14 protein-coding genes are annotated in these 16944 nt (G+C 29.5%); 11 read left to right on the top strand and 3 right to left on the bottom strand.

What is annotated here, in order from left to right; genetic code table 11:
* Window positions 1-88 precede the first annotated feature (88 nt).
* Window positions 89-1759: a glutamine--tRNA ligase/YqeY domain fusion protein gene (locus tag OCV55_RS10705; protein ID WP_032091229.1), complete on the bottom strand. Its 1671-nt coding sequence runs from the start codon at window positions 1757-1759 to the stop codon at window positions 89-91.
* 118 nt (window positions 1760-1877) lie between these two features.
* Here OCV55_RS10705 and ispF point away from each other — a divergent pair, with 118 nt between their 5' ends.
* From ispF to OCV55_RS10680, 5 genes are all read left to right on the top strand, one after another.
* The gene (gene ispF / locus OCV55_RS10700) at window positions 1878-2360 is read left to right on the top strand and encodes a 2-C-methyl-D-erythritol 2,4-cyclodiphosphate synthase (RefSeq protein WP_107030090.1); all 483 of its coding nucleotides are present in this window, start codon (window positions 1878-1880) and stop codon (window positions 2358-2360) included.
* Between the two features lie 2 nt (window positions 2361-2362).
* Complete coding sequence (gene gltX, locus OCV55_RS10695; RefSeq protein WP_032090769.1) at window positions 2363-3787, top strand: glutamate--tRNA ligase; 1425 nt, start codon at window positions 2363-2365, stop codon at window positions 3785-3787.
* 157 nt (window positions 3788-3944) lie between these two features.
* Window positions 3945-4748, top strand: a complete 804-nt coding sequence (locus OCV55_RS10690; protein ID WP_147580603.1) for an immunoglobulin-like domain-containing protein — start codon at window positions 3945-3947, stop codon at window positions 4746-4748.
* Window positions 4745-5329: a rhomboid family intramembrane serine protease gene (locus OCV55_RS10685; RefSeq protein ID WP_032090767.1), complete on the top strand. Its 585-nt coding sequence runs from the start codon at window positions 4745-4747 to the stop codon at window positions 5327-5329. The genes OCV55_RS10690 and OCV55_RS10685 overlap by 4 nt, the downstream gene beginning before the upstream one ends.
* Window positions 5317-5781 carry a DUF188 domain-containing protein gene (locus OCV55_RS10680; protein ID WP_147580602.1) on the top strand — a complete coding sequence of 155 codons (465 nt, stop codon included), beginning with the start codon at window positions 5317-5319 and terminating at the stop codon, window positions 5779-5781. Before OCV55_RS10685 ends, OCV55_RS10680 begins: the two co-directional genes overlap by 13 nt.
* Window positions 5782-5802: 21 nt before the next feature.
* On the opposite strand, the gene asnB is transcribed toward OCV55_RS10680, so the two are convergent.
* The gene (asnB, locus tag OCV55_RS10675; protein WP_147580601.1) at window positions 5803-7389 is read right to left on the bottom strand and encodes an asparagine synthase B; all 1587 of its coding nucleotides are present in this window, start codon (window positions 7387-7389) and stop codon (window positions 5803-5805) included.
* Between the two features lie 456 nt (window positions 7390-7845).
* Here asnB and OCV55_RS10670 point away from each other — a divergent pair, with 456 nt between their 5' ends.
* The 4 genes from OCV55_RS10670 to OCV55_RS10655 all read left to right on the top strand — a co-directional run bounded on the left by OCV55_RS10670 (window position 7846) and on the right by OCV55_RS10655 (window position 13455).
* On the top strand, window positions 7846-8022 hold the full coding sequence (locus OCV55_RS10670) for a DUF4250 domain-containing protein (RefSeq protein WP_081918972.1): 177 nt from the start codon (window positions 7846-7848) through the stop codon (window positions 8020-8022).
* Between the two features lie 56 nt (window positions 8023-8078).
* Entirely contained in the window at window positions 8079-9281 is a 1203-nt protein-coding gene (gene ilvA, locus OCV55_RS10665; RefSeq protein WP_032090764.1) for a threonine ammonia-lyase, read from the top strand.
* A gap of 48 nt (window positions 9282-9329) precedes the next feature.
* Window positions 9330-10250 carry a hypothetical protein gene (locus OCV55_RS10660; protein WP_147580600.1) on the top strand — a complete coding sequence of 307 codons (921 nt, stop codon included), beginning with the start codon at window positions 9330-9332 and terminating at the stop codon, window positions 10248-10250.
* 112 nt (window positions 10251-10362) lie between these two features.
* Window positions 10363-13455, top strand: coding sequence for a SpaA isopeptide-forming pilin-related protein (locus OCV55_RS10655; RefSeq protein ID WP_147580599.1), 3093 nt, complete (start codon window positions 10363-10365; stop codon window positions 13453-13455).
* Here the strand turns inward: OCV55_RS10655 and OCV55_RS10650 are convergent.
* On the bottom strand, window positions 13448-14020 hold the full coding sequence (locus OCV55_RS10650; RefSeq protein WP_022001252.1) for an ATP-dependent Clp protease proteolytic subunit: 573 nt from the start codon (window positions 14018-14020) through the stop codon (window positions 13448-13450). The genes OCV55_RS10655 and OCV55_RS10650 overlap by 8 nt on opposite strands.
* A gap of 260 nt (window positions 14021-14280) precedes the next feature.
* On the opposite strand from OCV55_RS10650, the gene gap reads away from it, so the two are divergent.
* Window positions 14281-15294, top strand: a complete 1014-nt coding sequence (gene gap / locus OCV55_RS10645; protein ID WP_022001253.1) for a type I glyceraldehyde-3-phosphate dehydrogenase — start codon at window positions 14281-14283, stop codon at window positions 15292-15294.
* Window positions 15295-15663: 369 nt separating this feature from the next.
* Window positions 15664-16677 carry a MerR family transcriptional regulator gene (locus tag OCV55_RS10640; protein ID WP_147580598.1) on the top strand — a complete coding sequence of 338 codons (1014 nt, stop codon included), beginning with the start codon at window positions 15664-15666 and terminating at the stop codon, window positions 16675-16677.
* The last annotated feature ends 267 nt before the right edge of the window (window positions 16678-16944 follow it).

Below are 16944 nucleotides of genomic sequence, written 5' to 3'. Positions count from 1 at the left end.
AAAGAAAAAAGATTGTTAAAGAAAAATAGTTCTTAACAATCTTTTTAATTATGTAAAAAAGGAGATTGTCGAGGCAATCTCCAAATTTTTATTTCTTAGGTAATTTAAATGAGCTCTTTAATGAAACGATTCTATTAAATACAAAATGATCATCTGTAGAATCTTTTGTATCAATACAGAAATATCCATTTCTTACAAATTGGAATGAATCACCAGGTTTATATTTTTCAATAGCTGGTTCAACATAACAATCTTCAATAACAGTTAATGAATTAGGATTTAAGTTTAAAGATCCATCTTCATTATAAACACCTTTTTCTTCATCAACTAAGTTTTCATATAAACGAGCTGTTACTTTTTTACAATGATGAACAGGAACCCAATGAATTGTTCCTTTTACTTTTCTACCTGTAAATCCTGTACCATTTTTAGTAATAGGATCATAAGTACAATGAACAACTGTTACTTTTCCATTTTCATCTTTTTCAAAATCAACACATTTAACGAAATAAGCATTCATTAAACGAACTTCATTTCCTGGGAACAATCTAAAATATTTTTTAGGTGGTTCTTCCATAAAGTCATCACGATCAATCCATAATTCTCTTTCAAATGGAACTTTTTCATAACCTAAATCAGGATTTTCCATGTTGACCATCGCATCTAAATATTCTACTTGTCCTTCAGGATAGTTATCGATAACTAATTTAATAGGATCTAAAACAGCCATCACACGAGGTGCTTTAGGTTTTAAATCATTACGAATACAATACTCTAACATTGCATAATCATTTGATGAGTTACTTTTTGTAACACCAACTAATTCCATAAAAGATTTAATGGATTCTGGTGTAAATCCTCTACGTCTTAATGCTGCAATTGTTACTAAGCGAGGATCATCCCAACCATCAACGATTCCTTCATCTACTAAGCGTTTAATATAACGTTTTCCTGTAATAACATTTGTTAAATAAAGTTTTGCGAATTCAATTTGTTTTGGTGGATGTTCATAACCAATTTCTTGAACGACCCAATCATATAAAGGACGATGATCTTCAAATTCAAGAGTACAAATTGAATGAGTAATTCCTTCAATGGCATCTTCAATTGGATGAGCAAAGTCATACATTGGATAAATACACCATTTATCTCCTGTATTATGGTGTGTCATTCTGGCAACACGATAAATAATAGGATCACGCATATTGATATTGGATGAAGCCATATCGATTTTAGCTCTTAATACTTTTGATCCATCTTCAAATTCACCATTTTTCATTCTTTCAAATAAATCTAAGTTTTCTTCAATAGAACGATTACGGTATGGAGAATCTTTACCGGGTTCTGTTAAAGTACCACGGTATTCTCTAATTTGTTCAGGACTTAAATCACAAACATAAGCTTTTCCTTTTTTGATTAAAAGAACAGCAGCTTCATACATTTGATCAAAATAGTTTGAAGCAAATTTGATATCACCATCATATTTAGCACCTAACCATTCTACATCTGAAACAATACTTTCGACGAATTCTGTTTTTTCTTTCATTGGATTTGTATCATCGAAACGTAAATTAAATGTTCCGTTATATTTTTTAGCTAATCCATAATTTAATAAGATTGATTTAGCATGACCAATGTGTAAATAACCATTTGGTTCAGGAGGAAAACGTGTCGCAATTTTTGTATATTTTCCTTCCGCTAAATCTTGATCTATAATTTTTTCAATAAAATTTTTACTTACTACTTCTTCTTTATCCATAGGAAGTCCTCCCATAATTTTTATATGTTTTAGTTTACCATATTTTCCTTGATTATAAAACATCCAATACTTCATAAATTAGAAAATATGTGCTAGAATGTTTGCGGAAGGTGATAACATGTTTAGAATAGGACAATCGATTGATATTCATCAATTAGTAGAAGGAAGAGATTTATATATTGGTGGTGTAAAAATTGACCATGATAAAGGTTTATTAGGACATAGCGATGCAGATGTTTTATTACATGCCATTATTGAAAGTATTATTGGGGCATTAGGTCTTGGTGATATTGGAAAACATTTTCCAGATACGGATCCTCAATATAAAGGAATTTCTTCAATGGTTTTATTGGAACATTGTTATCAACTGATGGATAAAGAAGGTTATGAAATCAATAACCTTGATAGTATTATTATGTGTGAAGCACCTAAGATGGCTCCACATATTCAAAAAATGAGAGAAAATGTCGCAAGTAAATTACATTGTGACATTAGCCAAATTAACATTAAAGCAACACGTGGAGAAAAACTTGGTTTTGTCGGCAGACAAGAAGGAATGGTAGCTCAAGCGGTTGTATTATTAAGGAAAAAAGGAGTATAGAAATGGCAAAAGTAAGAACAAGATTTGCACCTAGTCCAACTGGATATATGCATATCGGTAACTTAAGAACAGCATTATATGAATATTTAATTGCTAAACATGATCATGGAGATTTTATTTTAAGAATTGAAGATACTGATCAAGAAAGAGAAGTTGAAGGTGCTGTTGATATGATCTATAAAGTTATGGATCAAACAGGATTAGGTTATGACGAAGGACCTAATAAACCAGGAGAAGTTGGACCTTATGTTCAATCTGAAAGATTAGCTATTTATAAAGAATATGCTGATAAATTAGTTGAATTAGGGGGAGCTCATTATTGTTTCTGTGATGAAGAAACAATCAATAAGGCAAAAGAAGAATCTGATAATGAAGAATTAGGGTATATTGATCCTTGTAAACATCTTTCTTTAGAAGAAGCAAAACAAAGAATCGCTAATGGTGAAAAATATGTTGTAAGACAAACAATTCCAAGTACTGGAATTACTTCTTTTGAAGATGAAGTTTATGGGCATATTGAAGTAGAAAATGCAGGACTTGCTGAAGGGGTTTTATTAAAAAGTGATGGTTATCCTACATATAACTTTGCGAATATCGTAGATGATCATTTAATGAACATCACTCATGTTGTAAGAGGAAATGAATATTTATCTTCAACACCTAAATATAATTTAATTTATCAAGCATTTGGATGGGATGTACCATCATATATTCATTGTCCACCTGTTATGAAAGATGAAAAACATAAATTATCTAAACGTAATGGAGATGCTTCTTATCAAGATTTAATTAATAAAGGTTTCTTAAATGAAGCAATCTTAAATTATATTGCTTTACTTGGGTGGTCACCTGAAGGTGAACAAGAAATCTTCTCATTAGATGAATTAATTGAAGCATTTGATGTTAAACGTATTTCTAAATCTGGGGCTATTTTTGATATGAATAAATTAAAATGGATTAATAGCCAATATATTAAGAAATTAGATACAAAACAATTAACAGAATTATGTTTACCATTTTTACAAGAAGCTTATGATTTAAGCGATAAAAGTGAAGCATGGATTGAAAAATTAGTAGAAGTGCATAGAGATCATATTTCTTGTGGTGAAGAAATCGTTGAACAAGTTAAATTATTCTTTGAAGATGAAATTCATTTAGAAGAAGAAGCTATTGAATTTATGAAAGATGAAGCTATTCCAAATACTTTAGCTGTATTTAAATCTAAAGTCGCAGAATTAGCTGAAGAAGATTTTAAACAAGATCAAATTTTTGCTTGTATTAAAGCAACTCAAAAAGAAGCAAAAGCAAGAGGAAAAATGTTATACATGCCTTTACGTATTGCAACAACTGGTATTATGCATGGTCCTGATTTAGCGGCTTCTATGGAATTATTAGGTAAAGAAAAAGTATTAAAAAGATTAGGATAGGAAATTACTCTTATCCTTTTTTTATGTTTTTTTTACATAGAGTTTGATTTATGTTGCTTTTTTTGAAATGAAGGCATAATATATTGTCAAAAGTACGGTATTTTTCACAAAAAAGACATAATGAGATGGTATAATAGGTTAGAAAGAGGTGATAACAATGAAGAAGAAAATAATTGGTATTGTTTTAACATTCTTTGTTGTTGTAAGTACTCTTCTAACGATTTTTGCTTTTAGAATAACACCCGTTACTTTAAAAAGAGATACTTTTGTTTATGAATATGGAACACCAATTTCTAATAATCCGGTAGATTATGTCAATGCTAATGCAAATGTTATTAATGAGGTACAATTAAATTTTTCTAATTTAAAAAATGAGATAGGTGTTTATAAAGTATCGGCTTCTTATGCGGGAGTAGAATTTCCATTTTACATTAAAATTCAAGATACAACAAAACCAGTTGTAACTTTAAATCAAGTTGTTTTTAATGTGAATTTAAATGAAGAAATTAGTGCTTTGAATTTGATAGATAAAGTAGAAGATCAATCAGAAGTTATTGCTTATTTTTTAGAGGATGATGGAACAAAAAATACAACTCTTAAATTCACAAAAAAAGGTTCTTATATAGTTAATATTATTGTAGAAGATGTGGTGGGAAATCAAGCGGCTAAATTAAGAGCTAAGATTGTTGTGGGAAGCTTAGGAAATCATCCAACGCTTGAAGGTATTGATGATGTTGAAATTGTTCAAGGAACACATTTTGATATTATGGAAGGTGTTAAAGCTAGTGATGGTAATGGAAATGATATTACACATCAAATTAAGATTTTGAAAAATACAGTCAATACTGAAGAAGTAGGAAGCTATGAAGTTATTTACTCAATTACAAATAGTCAGGGTAATAATATTCAAAGAACAAGAAAAGTAGAAGTGATTAAAAATGAAAGTGAGAAGAAAAAATGAGTGTAACTTTAGCGATGATTGTGATATCCGTAGCCATTTATGTCATTATTAATTTTATAGATCATTCAGATGAAAAATCAGCGTTGGCTATTAAATATGGAGCTTTTTATCCTCCTAAAATAGAATATAAACAAGAGTATTGGCGCTTTTTAACAGCTAATTTTGTTCATGTTGATTTAGTTCATATTTTTATGAATTGTTATGCACTTTATTATTTGGGTGGAACTTTCTTTGAACCTTTTTTGGGAAGTTTAGAATATTTGTATTTAGTATTAATTTCTGGAATTTTTTCTTATCTTATTACTTATATGGCATCTAAAAAAGAGGGACGTTATCAAAATACGATTACTTTAGGTGCAAGTGGTATTTTTTATGGGTTTTTAGGAGCTATTGTGACTTTAGGTGTTGTTTTTCAAGGACCATTTTTAATGGTTTTAAAACAATTTATTCCTGTCATTGCTATTAATGTTGTTTTTACGTTGGCAGATAAAAATATTTCTAAAACAGGGCATTTAGGTGGCTTTGTTGGTGGTGTTATTGCTATGCTAGTGCTTATTGGAAGTGGCTTATGCGTTTATTAATTGATGGAGATGCTTGTCCTGATCGTCAAAAAGTTATTGAACTTGCTTTGCATTATGGAGTAGAAGTTTTATTGTTTATTGATTTTGCACATGTTATTGAAGATGAAAGAATTCAAATAATTATGTGTGAAGTAGGAAAAGATAGTGTTGATCAAATGATTCTTTCTTATTTACAAGAAGGTGATCTATTGATTAGTCAAGATTATGGACTTGCAAGTTTAGCTTTGCTTAAAAATGTAACGATACTTCATGTATCGGGGAAAAGAATTACAGAAGATAATATTAATAATTTGTTGACTTCTCGTTATTTAGGGCATCTTTCTAGAAAACAACATAAGCATGTAAAAGGACCTAAAAAAAGGAATTATAAGACATCACAATTCTTTTTAAGAGAATTAGAAAAGATATTTATTGAAAATAAAATAAACGAAGAAAAAGCAATACTAGAATAAACATCTAGCATTGCTTTGTTTTTATTTTCCAGAATCTCCATAGTTTTTAAGCACACGAGCACTTGGATCATCAACATCACAGTTTTCCCATTCTTTATTTGGCATCCAGAAATCTTTGATCCATTTTCCTTGTTGTGGGAAGAATGATTCAAAAATATCTCTATACATTAATGATTCTTTGGTGAAAGGTGTACAATATGAATATTTATCTTTAGTATTTAAAACATCTTCATCACTATATTTATCTTCAGCTAATTCTTTTAAATAATCTACCATTGAATGACCAACAGCATCAGAAAAAGCTGCTTTTTCTCTAAATAAAATATCGTGTGGTAAATAATCAGTTCCTTCAAAAGCATGTCTTAACAAATATTTTCCTTTATTATAAACATTCATTTTTTTAGCAGGATCAATAGACATAGAATAATCAACAAAATCAAGATCAGCAAAAGGAACACGTCCTTCAAGAGCATGTGCAGAAATACAACGATCGGCTCTTAAGACATCGTACATATAAAGTTCTTTGATTCTTTTACTTGCTTCTTCTTGGAAAGCTTTAGCGTTAGGTGCAAAATCAGTATATTTATAACCAAATAATTCATCTGAAACTTCACCAGTCATAATAACTTTAATATCGGTATTTTGGTGAATATATTTACATAAAATATACATGGCCATACTCGCACGAATTGTTGTAATATCGAAAGTTTCAAGATGATAGATGACTTCTTTTAGATGTTGATAGAGATCTTCTTTATTCATAATAACTTCTGTATGTTCTGTTCCTAAATAATCAGCAACTTGTTTAGCATATTTTAAATCAATAGGATCACTTTCCATACCGATAGCGAAAGTACGAATAGGTTTATCTGATAATTTTTGACCAATGGCACATACTAAAGAAGAATCTAATCCACCGCTTAATAAATATCCAATTGGAGCATCAGACATAAATCTTTTTTCTACGGCTTTTTCAAGTTTCGTTTTTAATTTTCCAGCAATTGTTTCTAAATCATCATCAACGATTGTTTTAGGATCACTTAAATCATTATAACAAACAAATTGACCATCTAAATAATAATGTCCTGGTGGAAAAGGCATAATATCATCACATAAATCAAATAAAGCTTTGGCTTCGGAAGCAAAACATATTTGATGTTCTTTTTTACTATAACCATAAAACATAGGTCTAATTCCCATTGGGTCTCTTGCTGCCATTAACTGTTTCGTTTTGTTATCGTATAAAACAAGAGCAAATTCAGCATCTAAATATTTACATAAAATTTCAAGTCCATATTGTTCATATAATGGAATCAAAACTTCACAATCACTACCAGATTTAAAAGTATAGCTACTTTCTAATTTTGTTTTTAATGCTGGATAGTTATATATTTCACCATTACATACAAGTGTATAATCTTTATAAACAAAAGGTTGATTTCCATTTGTTGATAAATCCATAATTGATAGACGGTTAAATCCCCATGTTATTCCATGATCAATTGAGACATGTTGATAATCAGGTCCACGATACGCTGCTTTATCTAAAGCTTTTTGGAAAACCTGTAATTCAAATTCTTCACTTCCAACGACTAAAAAACCACACATTTTAATATCCCCCTTATAATTAAAAAACGCACATAGTGTGCGAGTATCGTGTAACATATAAATCCAAAGATATACATGGTACGGAAAATACTTCAAAGAGTACTCGATACCCGCTAGTTGTAACATAACTAGAGACGTTCTAGCCTACTTGCATTGCTTTCGGTAGACAGCTCGAAGGTGTTCTTCATATTTTCGTTCACTGCTAGTCTTTCACCTTCTACTAGCTCGCTGTTGCTTCGTAAAAATACTACTCTCCTTGTCTTTGCTTTTAACTTGTTTACAGTATAGTATAGGATTTATAAAAAATCAATAAGAAATAATTAATATGATAAAAAATATTTAATTTTATACAATTATAAAATGTGAATAACTTTTGAGACAAATTTGAGACAAAAAACATAAAAAAATCATGTATAATGTTAATGTCTAGAAAAATATAAATATAGGAGTTTAAAAATGCCAAAAGATATACACATGTTAGTAAGTATGATTAATATGAAATTAAGAGATGATGATATGCAATTATCACATGTTCTTTCTATTTATGATTTGAATGAAACTGAGTTTATGAAAAGATTAGATGAAAACGAATATTTTTATGATGAAAGTACAAATCAAATTAAAACAAAATAATTGTTTTATCGAAGAATAGTGATATAATTATGAATACTTAAACGGAGGGAATTTAAATGTTAAAATTAGAAGATTTTAAAGCAGCTAAAAAAAGAGTTGATGAAGTTATCTTACCAACTCATTTAATACATAGTGATGCCTTTTCTGAAGAATGTGGAAATGATGTCTACATCAAACCTGAAAACTTACAAAAAACAGGAGCTTTCAAAATTAGAGGGGCCTACAATAAAATTATGAAATTAGATGATGAAGCAAAGAAAAAAGGGTTAATTGCTTCTTCAGCTGGAAATCATGCACAAGGTGTTGCTTATGCAGCAAAAAAATTAGGGGTCAAAGCAACAATTTGTATGCCAGCACATACACCATTAATTAAAGTTGATGCTACAAAAGCACATGGAGCGGATGTTGTATTATATGGTGAAGCTTATGATGAAGCTTATGAAAAAGCTGTAGAATTACAAAAAAGTGAAGGATACACTTTTGTTCATCCTTTTGATGATGAAGATGTTATGGAAGGGCAAGGAACAATTGCTTTAGAAATTATGGAAGAACTTCCAGATGTTGATTATATTTTAGTACCAATTGGTGGTGGTGGATTAATTTCAGGTATTGCTTGTGCAGCAAAGCAAATCAATCCATCTGTTAAAATCGTTGGTGTTGAACCAGAAGGTGCAGCGAGTGCCCTTGCCGCAGTTGAAGATGATCAACTTGTTAAATTAAGTGAAGTAAGTACAATCGCTGATGGTACAGCAGTTAAACAAATTGGAGAAACTCCATTTGAATATATTAAAAAATATGTTGATGAAATCGTAACTGTAAGTGATTATGAATTGATGGAAGCCTTCTTATTACTTGTTGAAAAACATAAATTAATTGCTGAAGGATCAGGTATTTTATCATTAGCGGCTTTAAAGAAATTACATTGTAAACGTAAAAAAGTTGTTTCACTTATTTCAGGTGGAAATATGGATGTTATGACAATTTCTTCGATGATCAATAAGGGACTTATTTCAAGAGGAAGAATTTTAACATTTTCAGTACAATTACCAGATATTCCAGGACAATTAGAAGTTGTTTCTCATTTACTTAATGAATGTAATGCAAATGTTATTGGAGTTGAACATAACCAATTTAAAAACTTTGCTCGTTTTTCTGAAGTAGAGTTAAGAGTGACTTGTGAAACAAATGGTGAAGCTCATATTCAAGCGATTGCTGATAAATTTAAAGAAAATGGTTATATTATTCAAAAAATTAACTAATCTTATAAACCGCTTAGGCGGTTTTTTATTTTCAATGAGGTGAAGATTATGATTTATAAATATTTTAAAGAGTGTAAAAAATTAATTGTATTGATTACTTTATTAGGCATGCTTATTGGTATGCTTTTTTTTATAACTAAAGATACACCACCAACACTGGTACTAAAAAAGAAAAAAATCAATATTGAATATGGACAAACTTATTATGCTAATTTTAAAGGTTTAGTGGATACAACAGGAATGAGTAAAAAGGAGATTTGTTATTTAAAAAAGAATGTAAGTATAACGGATAATCTTCAAAATGAAGATCAAAAAAGTTATCCAGCAGTAGGAAAATATAAGATTTTTATAAAATATAATAATAAGCTTTCAACGATTCAAATTATTTGTAAAGATACATTAGCACCTGTACTAGCATTTCCTAAAAATGTAGATGTTATAAAAGAAAGTGATTTAGAAAGTATTGATTTTAAATCATTGATCATAGCTACCGATTTATCACCATTAAAAGAAATTCAAATAGATACAAGTCAAATCGATATTCATAGAATAGGTGAATATCAAGTAAAAGTATTTGTAGAAGATATTTATAAAAATAGAAGAGAAAAAGAATTTAAGGTCAATGTTACAGAAAATAAACAAGAAACAACTAATTCTCAAAATAATCAAGAAAATAATGTGAATAAGATTGAAAGTGAAAATAATAAACCGAATGAGGACATTACAATCTCTCAATCAAATGAAAAAAATAATGTAAAGGATCATTTAGATAATGGTCATCAACAAACAAAGCCCCCACAAATGGTTTATTGGTATGAATGTTACCTTTGTGGATTATATGTTGATTCAAATGTTTCTTTAGAAGATGCTAAAAAGAAGTTTGATCAAACAAAGTGTACAGATGCTATTGAATTTTCAGGAATAGAGTGGAGACATAGTAGATTTCATTATGGAATTAATCATTCTTAGAAAATTGAAGGAGGAGTAAAAGTGAATTGTGTTTATAAGTGGATTTTAGGTCCATAGGCAATCAGAGATTGTCTTTTTTTATTAGAAATTATTTATGATGGAGGAATATGAAATGAAACAGAAAAAAATATTTGATAAAGTTATGAAAATATTTGCAGTTATGGTGTTTATTTTATCTATGTGTTTTTCACAAAAATATGCAAATAATGTCGAAGCATGGGATAATAGTACACCTCATGAATTTACACGTATTAAACAAATTGATTATCCATGGTGGTGGTCTTCTAAAATAGCTAGTGCGAAAAAATGGTCCACTTATATGTGTAAATATGATAATAAATATGCTTATTGTTTAGAAGCAAGTAAAAAATCACCATCAGCTGGAAAATACCCAGCTCAAGTGATTGAAAATAATGAGGCTGTAAGAAAAATTCTTTATTATGGATTTGGAGGACCAGGCTATGATCAAGCAATTAAAGAAATGTATACAGTTGAATTAAATTCTTGTGTTCCTGATGATTTTGGAGAAAAGCATGGTAACTTTGATGATGGTGCTTATTTGTTTACCCATATTTGGCTTTCTTATGCTTATGGCGGAGATTTAATGGGGTTAAACTTAAAAGATTTCAATGCTAAATGGCCAAATGCAGATGGTAATAGTGGCTATGGAGATAATATTTTATGGGGCTATAACTGGCTTATGAATCAACCTGATATTGGTTATGCTTATTTTAGCCCAAGTCAAGATGGTGGAGTTACAGCCTCTTTTAAGGCTGAATTTGATAAGGTAAATAAACTTCAAAAAACAAATACTGTTAAATTAGAAGGAACAAGTCATTCTACCATTCAAGTTCCTTTACAAAATAATGTTACACTATATAACGTAACAAAAGGAACGATGCAAACAGGAGGGACGGCAACTGTAAATGGTGGAGAAAGTTTCTATTTAACAGCACCATGTAAAAATAGTCCAGAAAATTATAAGTCAGGAAATATTGCGGGAAAAGGTTGTGAAATGTTTACTGCATTAGCTATTAAAGATGGTGCAGAAGGAACACAAACAGAAGGTTCATGGAATTTAGATCCTGATGGAAATAAATTAAAATATGAAGTTGAATGGTTGGATTTTGGAGCGTTACGCCTTTCTAAGGTAGATAATACTTCTGAATTTCAAAAAAATTCTAAATTTAGATTAATTTCAACTTCTTATACAGGATATGATGAAACTTTTGAAGTCACAAAAGATGAAAATGGAGATTATGAATTATTTATTGATTATTTACCTGTAGGAACTTATTCACTTACTGAGATTGAATGTGAAGATCACTTTGCACCTGTTGTTGCTAAATGGCAAGTGACAATTGTAAAAGATAAGACAACAAAGAAAATTGTTGTAAATACATTAAGACCAACAGGAACATTAAAACTTCAAAAGAAACTTGAAGACGCACGTCAGGGAGCTGTTGATCTTGCAGATAAAGATATTAAAAAAACAAAATATAAAGTTGTAGCAATGAATGATATTGTTGATACAGTATCCTTGAAAAAATTATATTCTAAAGGGGAAATAATTACTTTAGGAAGTGGAAAATGTATTGTTGATACAAATGATGGTCAAATGATTACTTATTCAAATGGTGTACAAGTTTCAAAAGGAATAATGAATGAAGAAGGAATTATTTCTGTAGATGAAAATGGTCAATTAGAAATGACAGGAATTCCTCTTGGAAAATATCAAGTTGTTGAAGTTTCATGCCCTCAAGGTTATGTTTTAGATTCTACACCTTATGATTTTGAAATTACACAAAAAGATCATACAACAACAATTTATACAAACTCTCATGAACAAACAAATCAAATTACTAAGACAACATTTACTAAAACCGATGTTACTGGTGATCAAGAAGTTAGTGGTGCTAAAATGTCTATTACGGATTTAGAGGGAAAAGTTATTGATGAATGGATTTCATCTAATAAGGCCCATGAAATAGATGGATTAGAAAGTGGAAAAACTTATTATTTAAATGAGGATACAAGTCCAGCAGGATATGTAAAAGCAACGAAAATTGAATTTAAAGTCAATGAAGATGGAAAAATTCAAAAAGTAAATATGAAAGATAAAGTTGTAACAATTTCTAAAGTAACTTTAGGTGGTGAAGAAATTCAAGGAGCTTTATTACAAGTAATAGATGAGGAAGGGAATACAGTTGATCAATGGTATAGTGATGGAAATGAACATCCTGTAAGTGGGTTAGAAGAAGGAAAAACGTATACTTTACACGAAGATTTAGCACCTTTAGGATTTAATTTAGTAAATGATATATCTTTTACAGTTTCTTATGAAAAAGAAAATCAAAAAATAGAAATGATTGATACTTTTGTTAAAGTTTATAAACAAAAAGAAGATGGTGATTTGTTAAAAGGAGCACAGCTTACAGTTGTTTCTACAAAAACAAAAAATAGAATTGATCAATGGATTACAGGACAACATATTTTTGATATTAATGATGTTATGAAGAAAAAAATATTAAAAGGGGATATGTGTCAAGGTAAAAATGAAGAAGGTATTGAATACAAAGTTGTTCCCCAATTAAAATCAAATGATTATTTTTTAATGTTGAAAGATGGAGAAGATGTGACATATTATTGTATAGATATTCAAGGAGATGAGACAGCCCACTTAATACAAGGACTTAATAGTGGGGAAAAATATATTTTAAGAGAAACATTGACACCTTGTGGATATGCAACAGCTAAAGAACAAATTTTTGAAATAAGAGAAAAGAATATTGTTTTAAAAGTTGTTGATGAAGATATTAAAGTGGATATTTCTAAAAAAGACATAACAAATAAAAAAGAATTGTCTGGAGCTCATTTACAAGTGAAAAATGAAGATGGAGAAGTTCTTGATTCTTGGATTTCAACTGATCAAGAACACCGCATTTGTCATTTGGAAGTTGGTAAAAAATATATTTTAGAAGAAACAATGGCACCTTATGGTTATGAAAAGAGTGAAAAAGTCGAATTTGTGATTAAAGATACTGGAGAAATACAAAAAGTCATCATGTATGATCAACCAATTATTCAAGCAATTAAAACAGGTGATAGTTCAAAGTTGAATTATTTTATAATGCTTGGTGCTTTAAGTGGAATTTGTATTTTTTTATGTAGAAAAAGGGATGTTAAATCCCCTAAATCTAAATGATTTCATCAATAAGACCATATTCTAAAGCTTCTAATGGATCTAAGTAGTAATCACGATCACAATCATGAATGATTTTTTCTAATGATTGTTTAGAATTTTCGCTTAAAATAAGTGAAAGTTTTTTCTTTTGTTTGCATATTCTTTTGGCGTTTATTTCAATATCACTTGCTTGTCCTTCTAAAGAGGCAAGAGGTTGATGTATCATTATTTCACTATTTTTTAATGCACATCTTTTTCCTTTGGAACCTGCACTTAAAAGAATAGAAGCCATACTTGCTGCCATGCCACAACAAATTGTGCTGACATCACATGAAACAAAGTTCATTGTATCAAAAATTGCTAGTCCTGCAGAAACACTACCTCCAGGTGAATTGATATACATGTAAATATCATTTTTATTATCTTGTGCTTCTAAATAAAGTAATTGACCAATAATTGAACTTGCCATGGCATCGTCGATAGTTCCTGTAAGTAGAATAATTCTTTCTTCTAAAAGTTTGGAATAGATATCGTAGGCATATTGATGATTTTTATCTTTTTCTATAACGGTTGGTATTAGATGCATAAAATAACCTCCATATGTAATTATAGAAATTAATAATAAAAATTATTCTTTGCGCTGATGAAATAAGTAAAAATTTTTTTAAAAAAATAGTAGAAAATAGTGTAAGCGCTAACGATATGATGAAATGGGAATTATTAGAAAAATAAAGGAAAAATTAATGCATCTTATACAAGAAATCAACGTTGTAATAGTTGCTTTTGTGAAGTTTTTGACTTATAATAATGGCATAAAAGCTATTTACAAGGAGGAATATTAATAAAATGGCAGTAAAAGTAGCAATTAACGGATTTGGACGTATCGGACGTCTAGCATTCAGACAAATGTTTAATGCAGAAGGATATGAAGTTGTAGCAATCAACGATTTAACTAATCCTAAAATGTTAGCACACTTATTAAAATATGATTCAGCACAAGGTAAATATGCATTAGCTGATACAGTAGAAGCTGGTGAAGATTCAATCACAGTTGATGGAAAAGAAATCAAAATCTACGCTAAAGCTAACGCAGCTGAATTACCATGGGGAGAAATCGGTGTAGACGTAGTATTAGAATGTACTGGGTTCTATGTATCTAAAGCTAAATCTCAAGCTCATATCGATGCTGGAGCTAAAAAAGTTGTTATCTCAGCACCTGCTGGAAATGACTTACCAACAATCGTATTCGGTGTAAACGAAGGTACTTTAAAAGCTTCTGACACTATCATCTCAGCAGCTTCATGTACAACTAACTGTTTAGCACCAATGGCTAACGCTTTAAATAATTTAGCACCAATCAAATCTGGTATCATGTTAACAGTACATGCTTACACTGGAGATCAAATGGTATTAGATGGACCTCATAGAAAAGGTGACTTAAGAAGAGCTCGTGCAGCTGCAGTTAACATCGTTCCTAACTCAACAGGTGCTGCAAAAGCAATCGGATTAGTAATCCCAGAATTAAATGGTAAATTAATTGGTTCTGCACAACGTGTACCAGTTCCAACTGGATCTACAACTATCTTAACTTCAGTTGTTGAAGGTGAAGTTACAGTTGAAGAAGTAAATGCAGCTATGAAAGCAGCAACTACTCCATCATTCGGATATACTGAAGAACCATTAGTATCTTCTGATATCGTAGGAATCACTTACGGATCATTATTCGATGCAACTCAAACTATGGTTAAACCATTAGACAACGGAACTACAGAAGTTCAAACAGTTGCTTGGTATGACAACGAAAACTCATACACTTCTAACATGGTTAGAACTATTAAATATTTTGCTGAATTAGCTTAATCTAGCGAAAATATGCTAAATAAAAAAGGGTTTCAAGATAGAAGAAGCCCTTTTTTGTTCTTTAACTCGTAAATCAATTTTGATTTACGAGTTTTTTCTTTTATAGAGAATATTTTGTAAAACAATAAAAAACAATAATTCTAATGTATAATTAGATAAATACTATTCTTATTGAAATATATGATTTGTTAATAAGATAAGTGTATTGTTTAAAATGTAAAAGAAGTAAAAGATATGTAACTAAGAAAATTTAAAGAGATTGTTATTAAATTTATGTAAATAGGGTATTTTATTGAATTATTTTACAATAAGTATTGACTGTGGAGCCACTCCATAGTGTTCAATGATGTTGAAAGGAGGAAAGGTAATATGAAAACAAATGAATTAGAAAAAGAAATAGGCCTTTCAAAGTATACAATTCGATATTATGAAAAGGAGGGGCTTATTCAACCTAAAAGGGAGGAAAATGGTTATCGTGATTATGATGATGAAACAGTCCAAAAATTGAAAATTATTAAATTTTTGAGAAATCTACAAATTTCTGTTGATGATATCAAGGCGATATTAGAAGGTGAATTGGATTTTAGGCATTGTTTAAAAATCAATCAAGTGAACATGCAAAAACAAATAGAAAGTATGAATGAAATCAAAGATACAATAGATGATTACTATGATAAAGATTTACCTTTAATAGAAGAATTAAGTGAAATTAAAAATAATAATAATAAAATGGGGTTAGGCTTTCGAAAAACTACTTCAACAGTTTCATTAGGAAGAAAAATTACACCAGAACTTGCAAGAAGACAATTAATTATTACTTTTATAGGGGCTATTGTAGTTGCTGGGTCATTTGCTAGAATGCCATATGATTTAGGCAATATGAGAATTTTAGTAGGTATATTATTTTTTATAGTGACATTTATGTTAATGATAGCATTTTCTTTCAAACAAACATCTGCAATGATGTTAGATAATACGCTTAACCAATCTATAGAGTTTTTAAGTGATGGTATTTACTATTATCAATTTGATGGGCCAATGAACAATTTTAAATATTTCTTTGCAGTTGTTTTTAATAAAAAACATCAATTTATGCATAAATGTTTATATGAAGATATTGAAAAACTTGAAGTTGTAGCTAAGAAAAATTATATGAGTACAGGAAGTCCATTAGCTTATGAAGCTTATGTTTCTGATTTTAATTTCACATTTAAAAATGGACAAACATTTTATTTTTATTGGCCAATGATTTTAAATGATGATGCAAGATATATTGCGATAATTGTAGAAAAGAAAGTAAAACATATTGAAGATCCCTATAATATTCTTTATGCAATGAAACAAGGTATAAATCTTAATGATTATTTAATAGGAAGATTATAATAAAAGTATGCTATAAAAGAGTCGAATTTTAAATTGACTCTTTTGCATTTTTATTAAAAAAACAAATAAAGGGTATAAAAAATTTGCTATTTTTGATACTCAAAATAGTTTGTAAACACCAAATTATAAAAAAGCATCAAAAAAGATCAATGGGAAAAACGTTGATATAAAGGCAGAAAAAGAGTGAAAAAGAGAAAAAAATAAAAAAAGGACAAGAAAAAGCTTTACAAAAGGGAGAGAGGATGGTAATATAAATGGGCACTCGAC

Source organism: [Clostridium] ammoniilyticum (genome assembly GCF_025566905.1).
GTDB classification, from domain to species: Bacteria; Bacillota_I; Bacilli_A; order Erysipelotrichales; family Coprobacillaceae; genus Faecalibacillus; species Faecalibacillus intestinalis.
The sequence above is the reverse complement of the archived record's forward strand: the minus strand, read 5'-3'. Positions and strand labels throughout refer to the sequence as shown.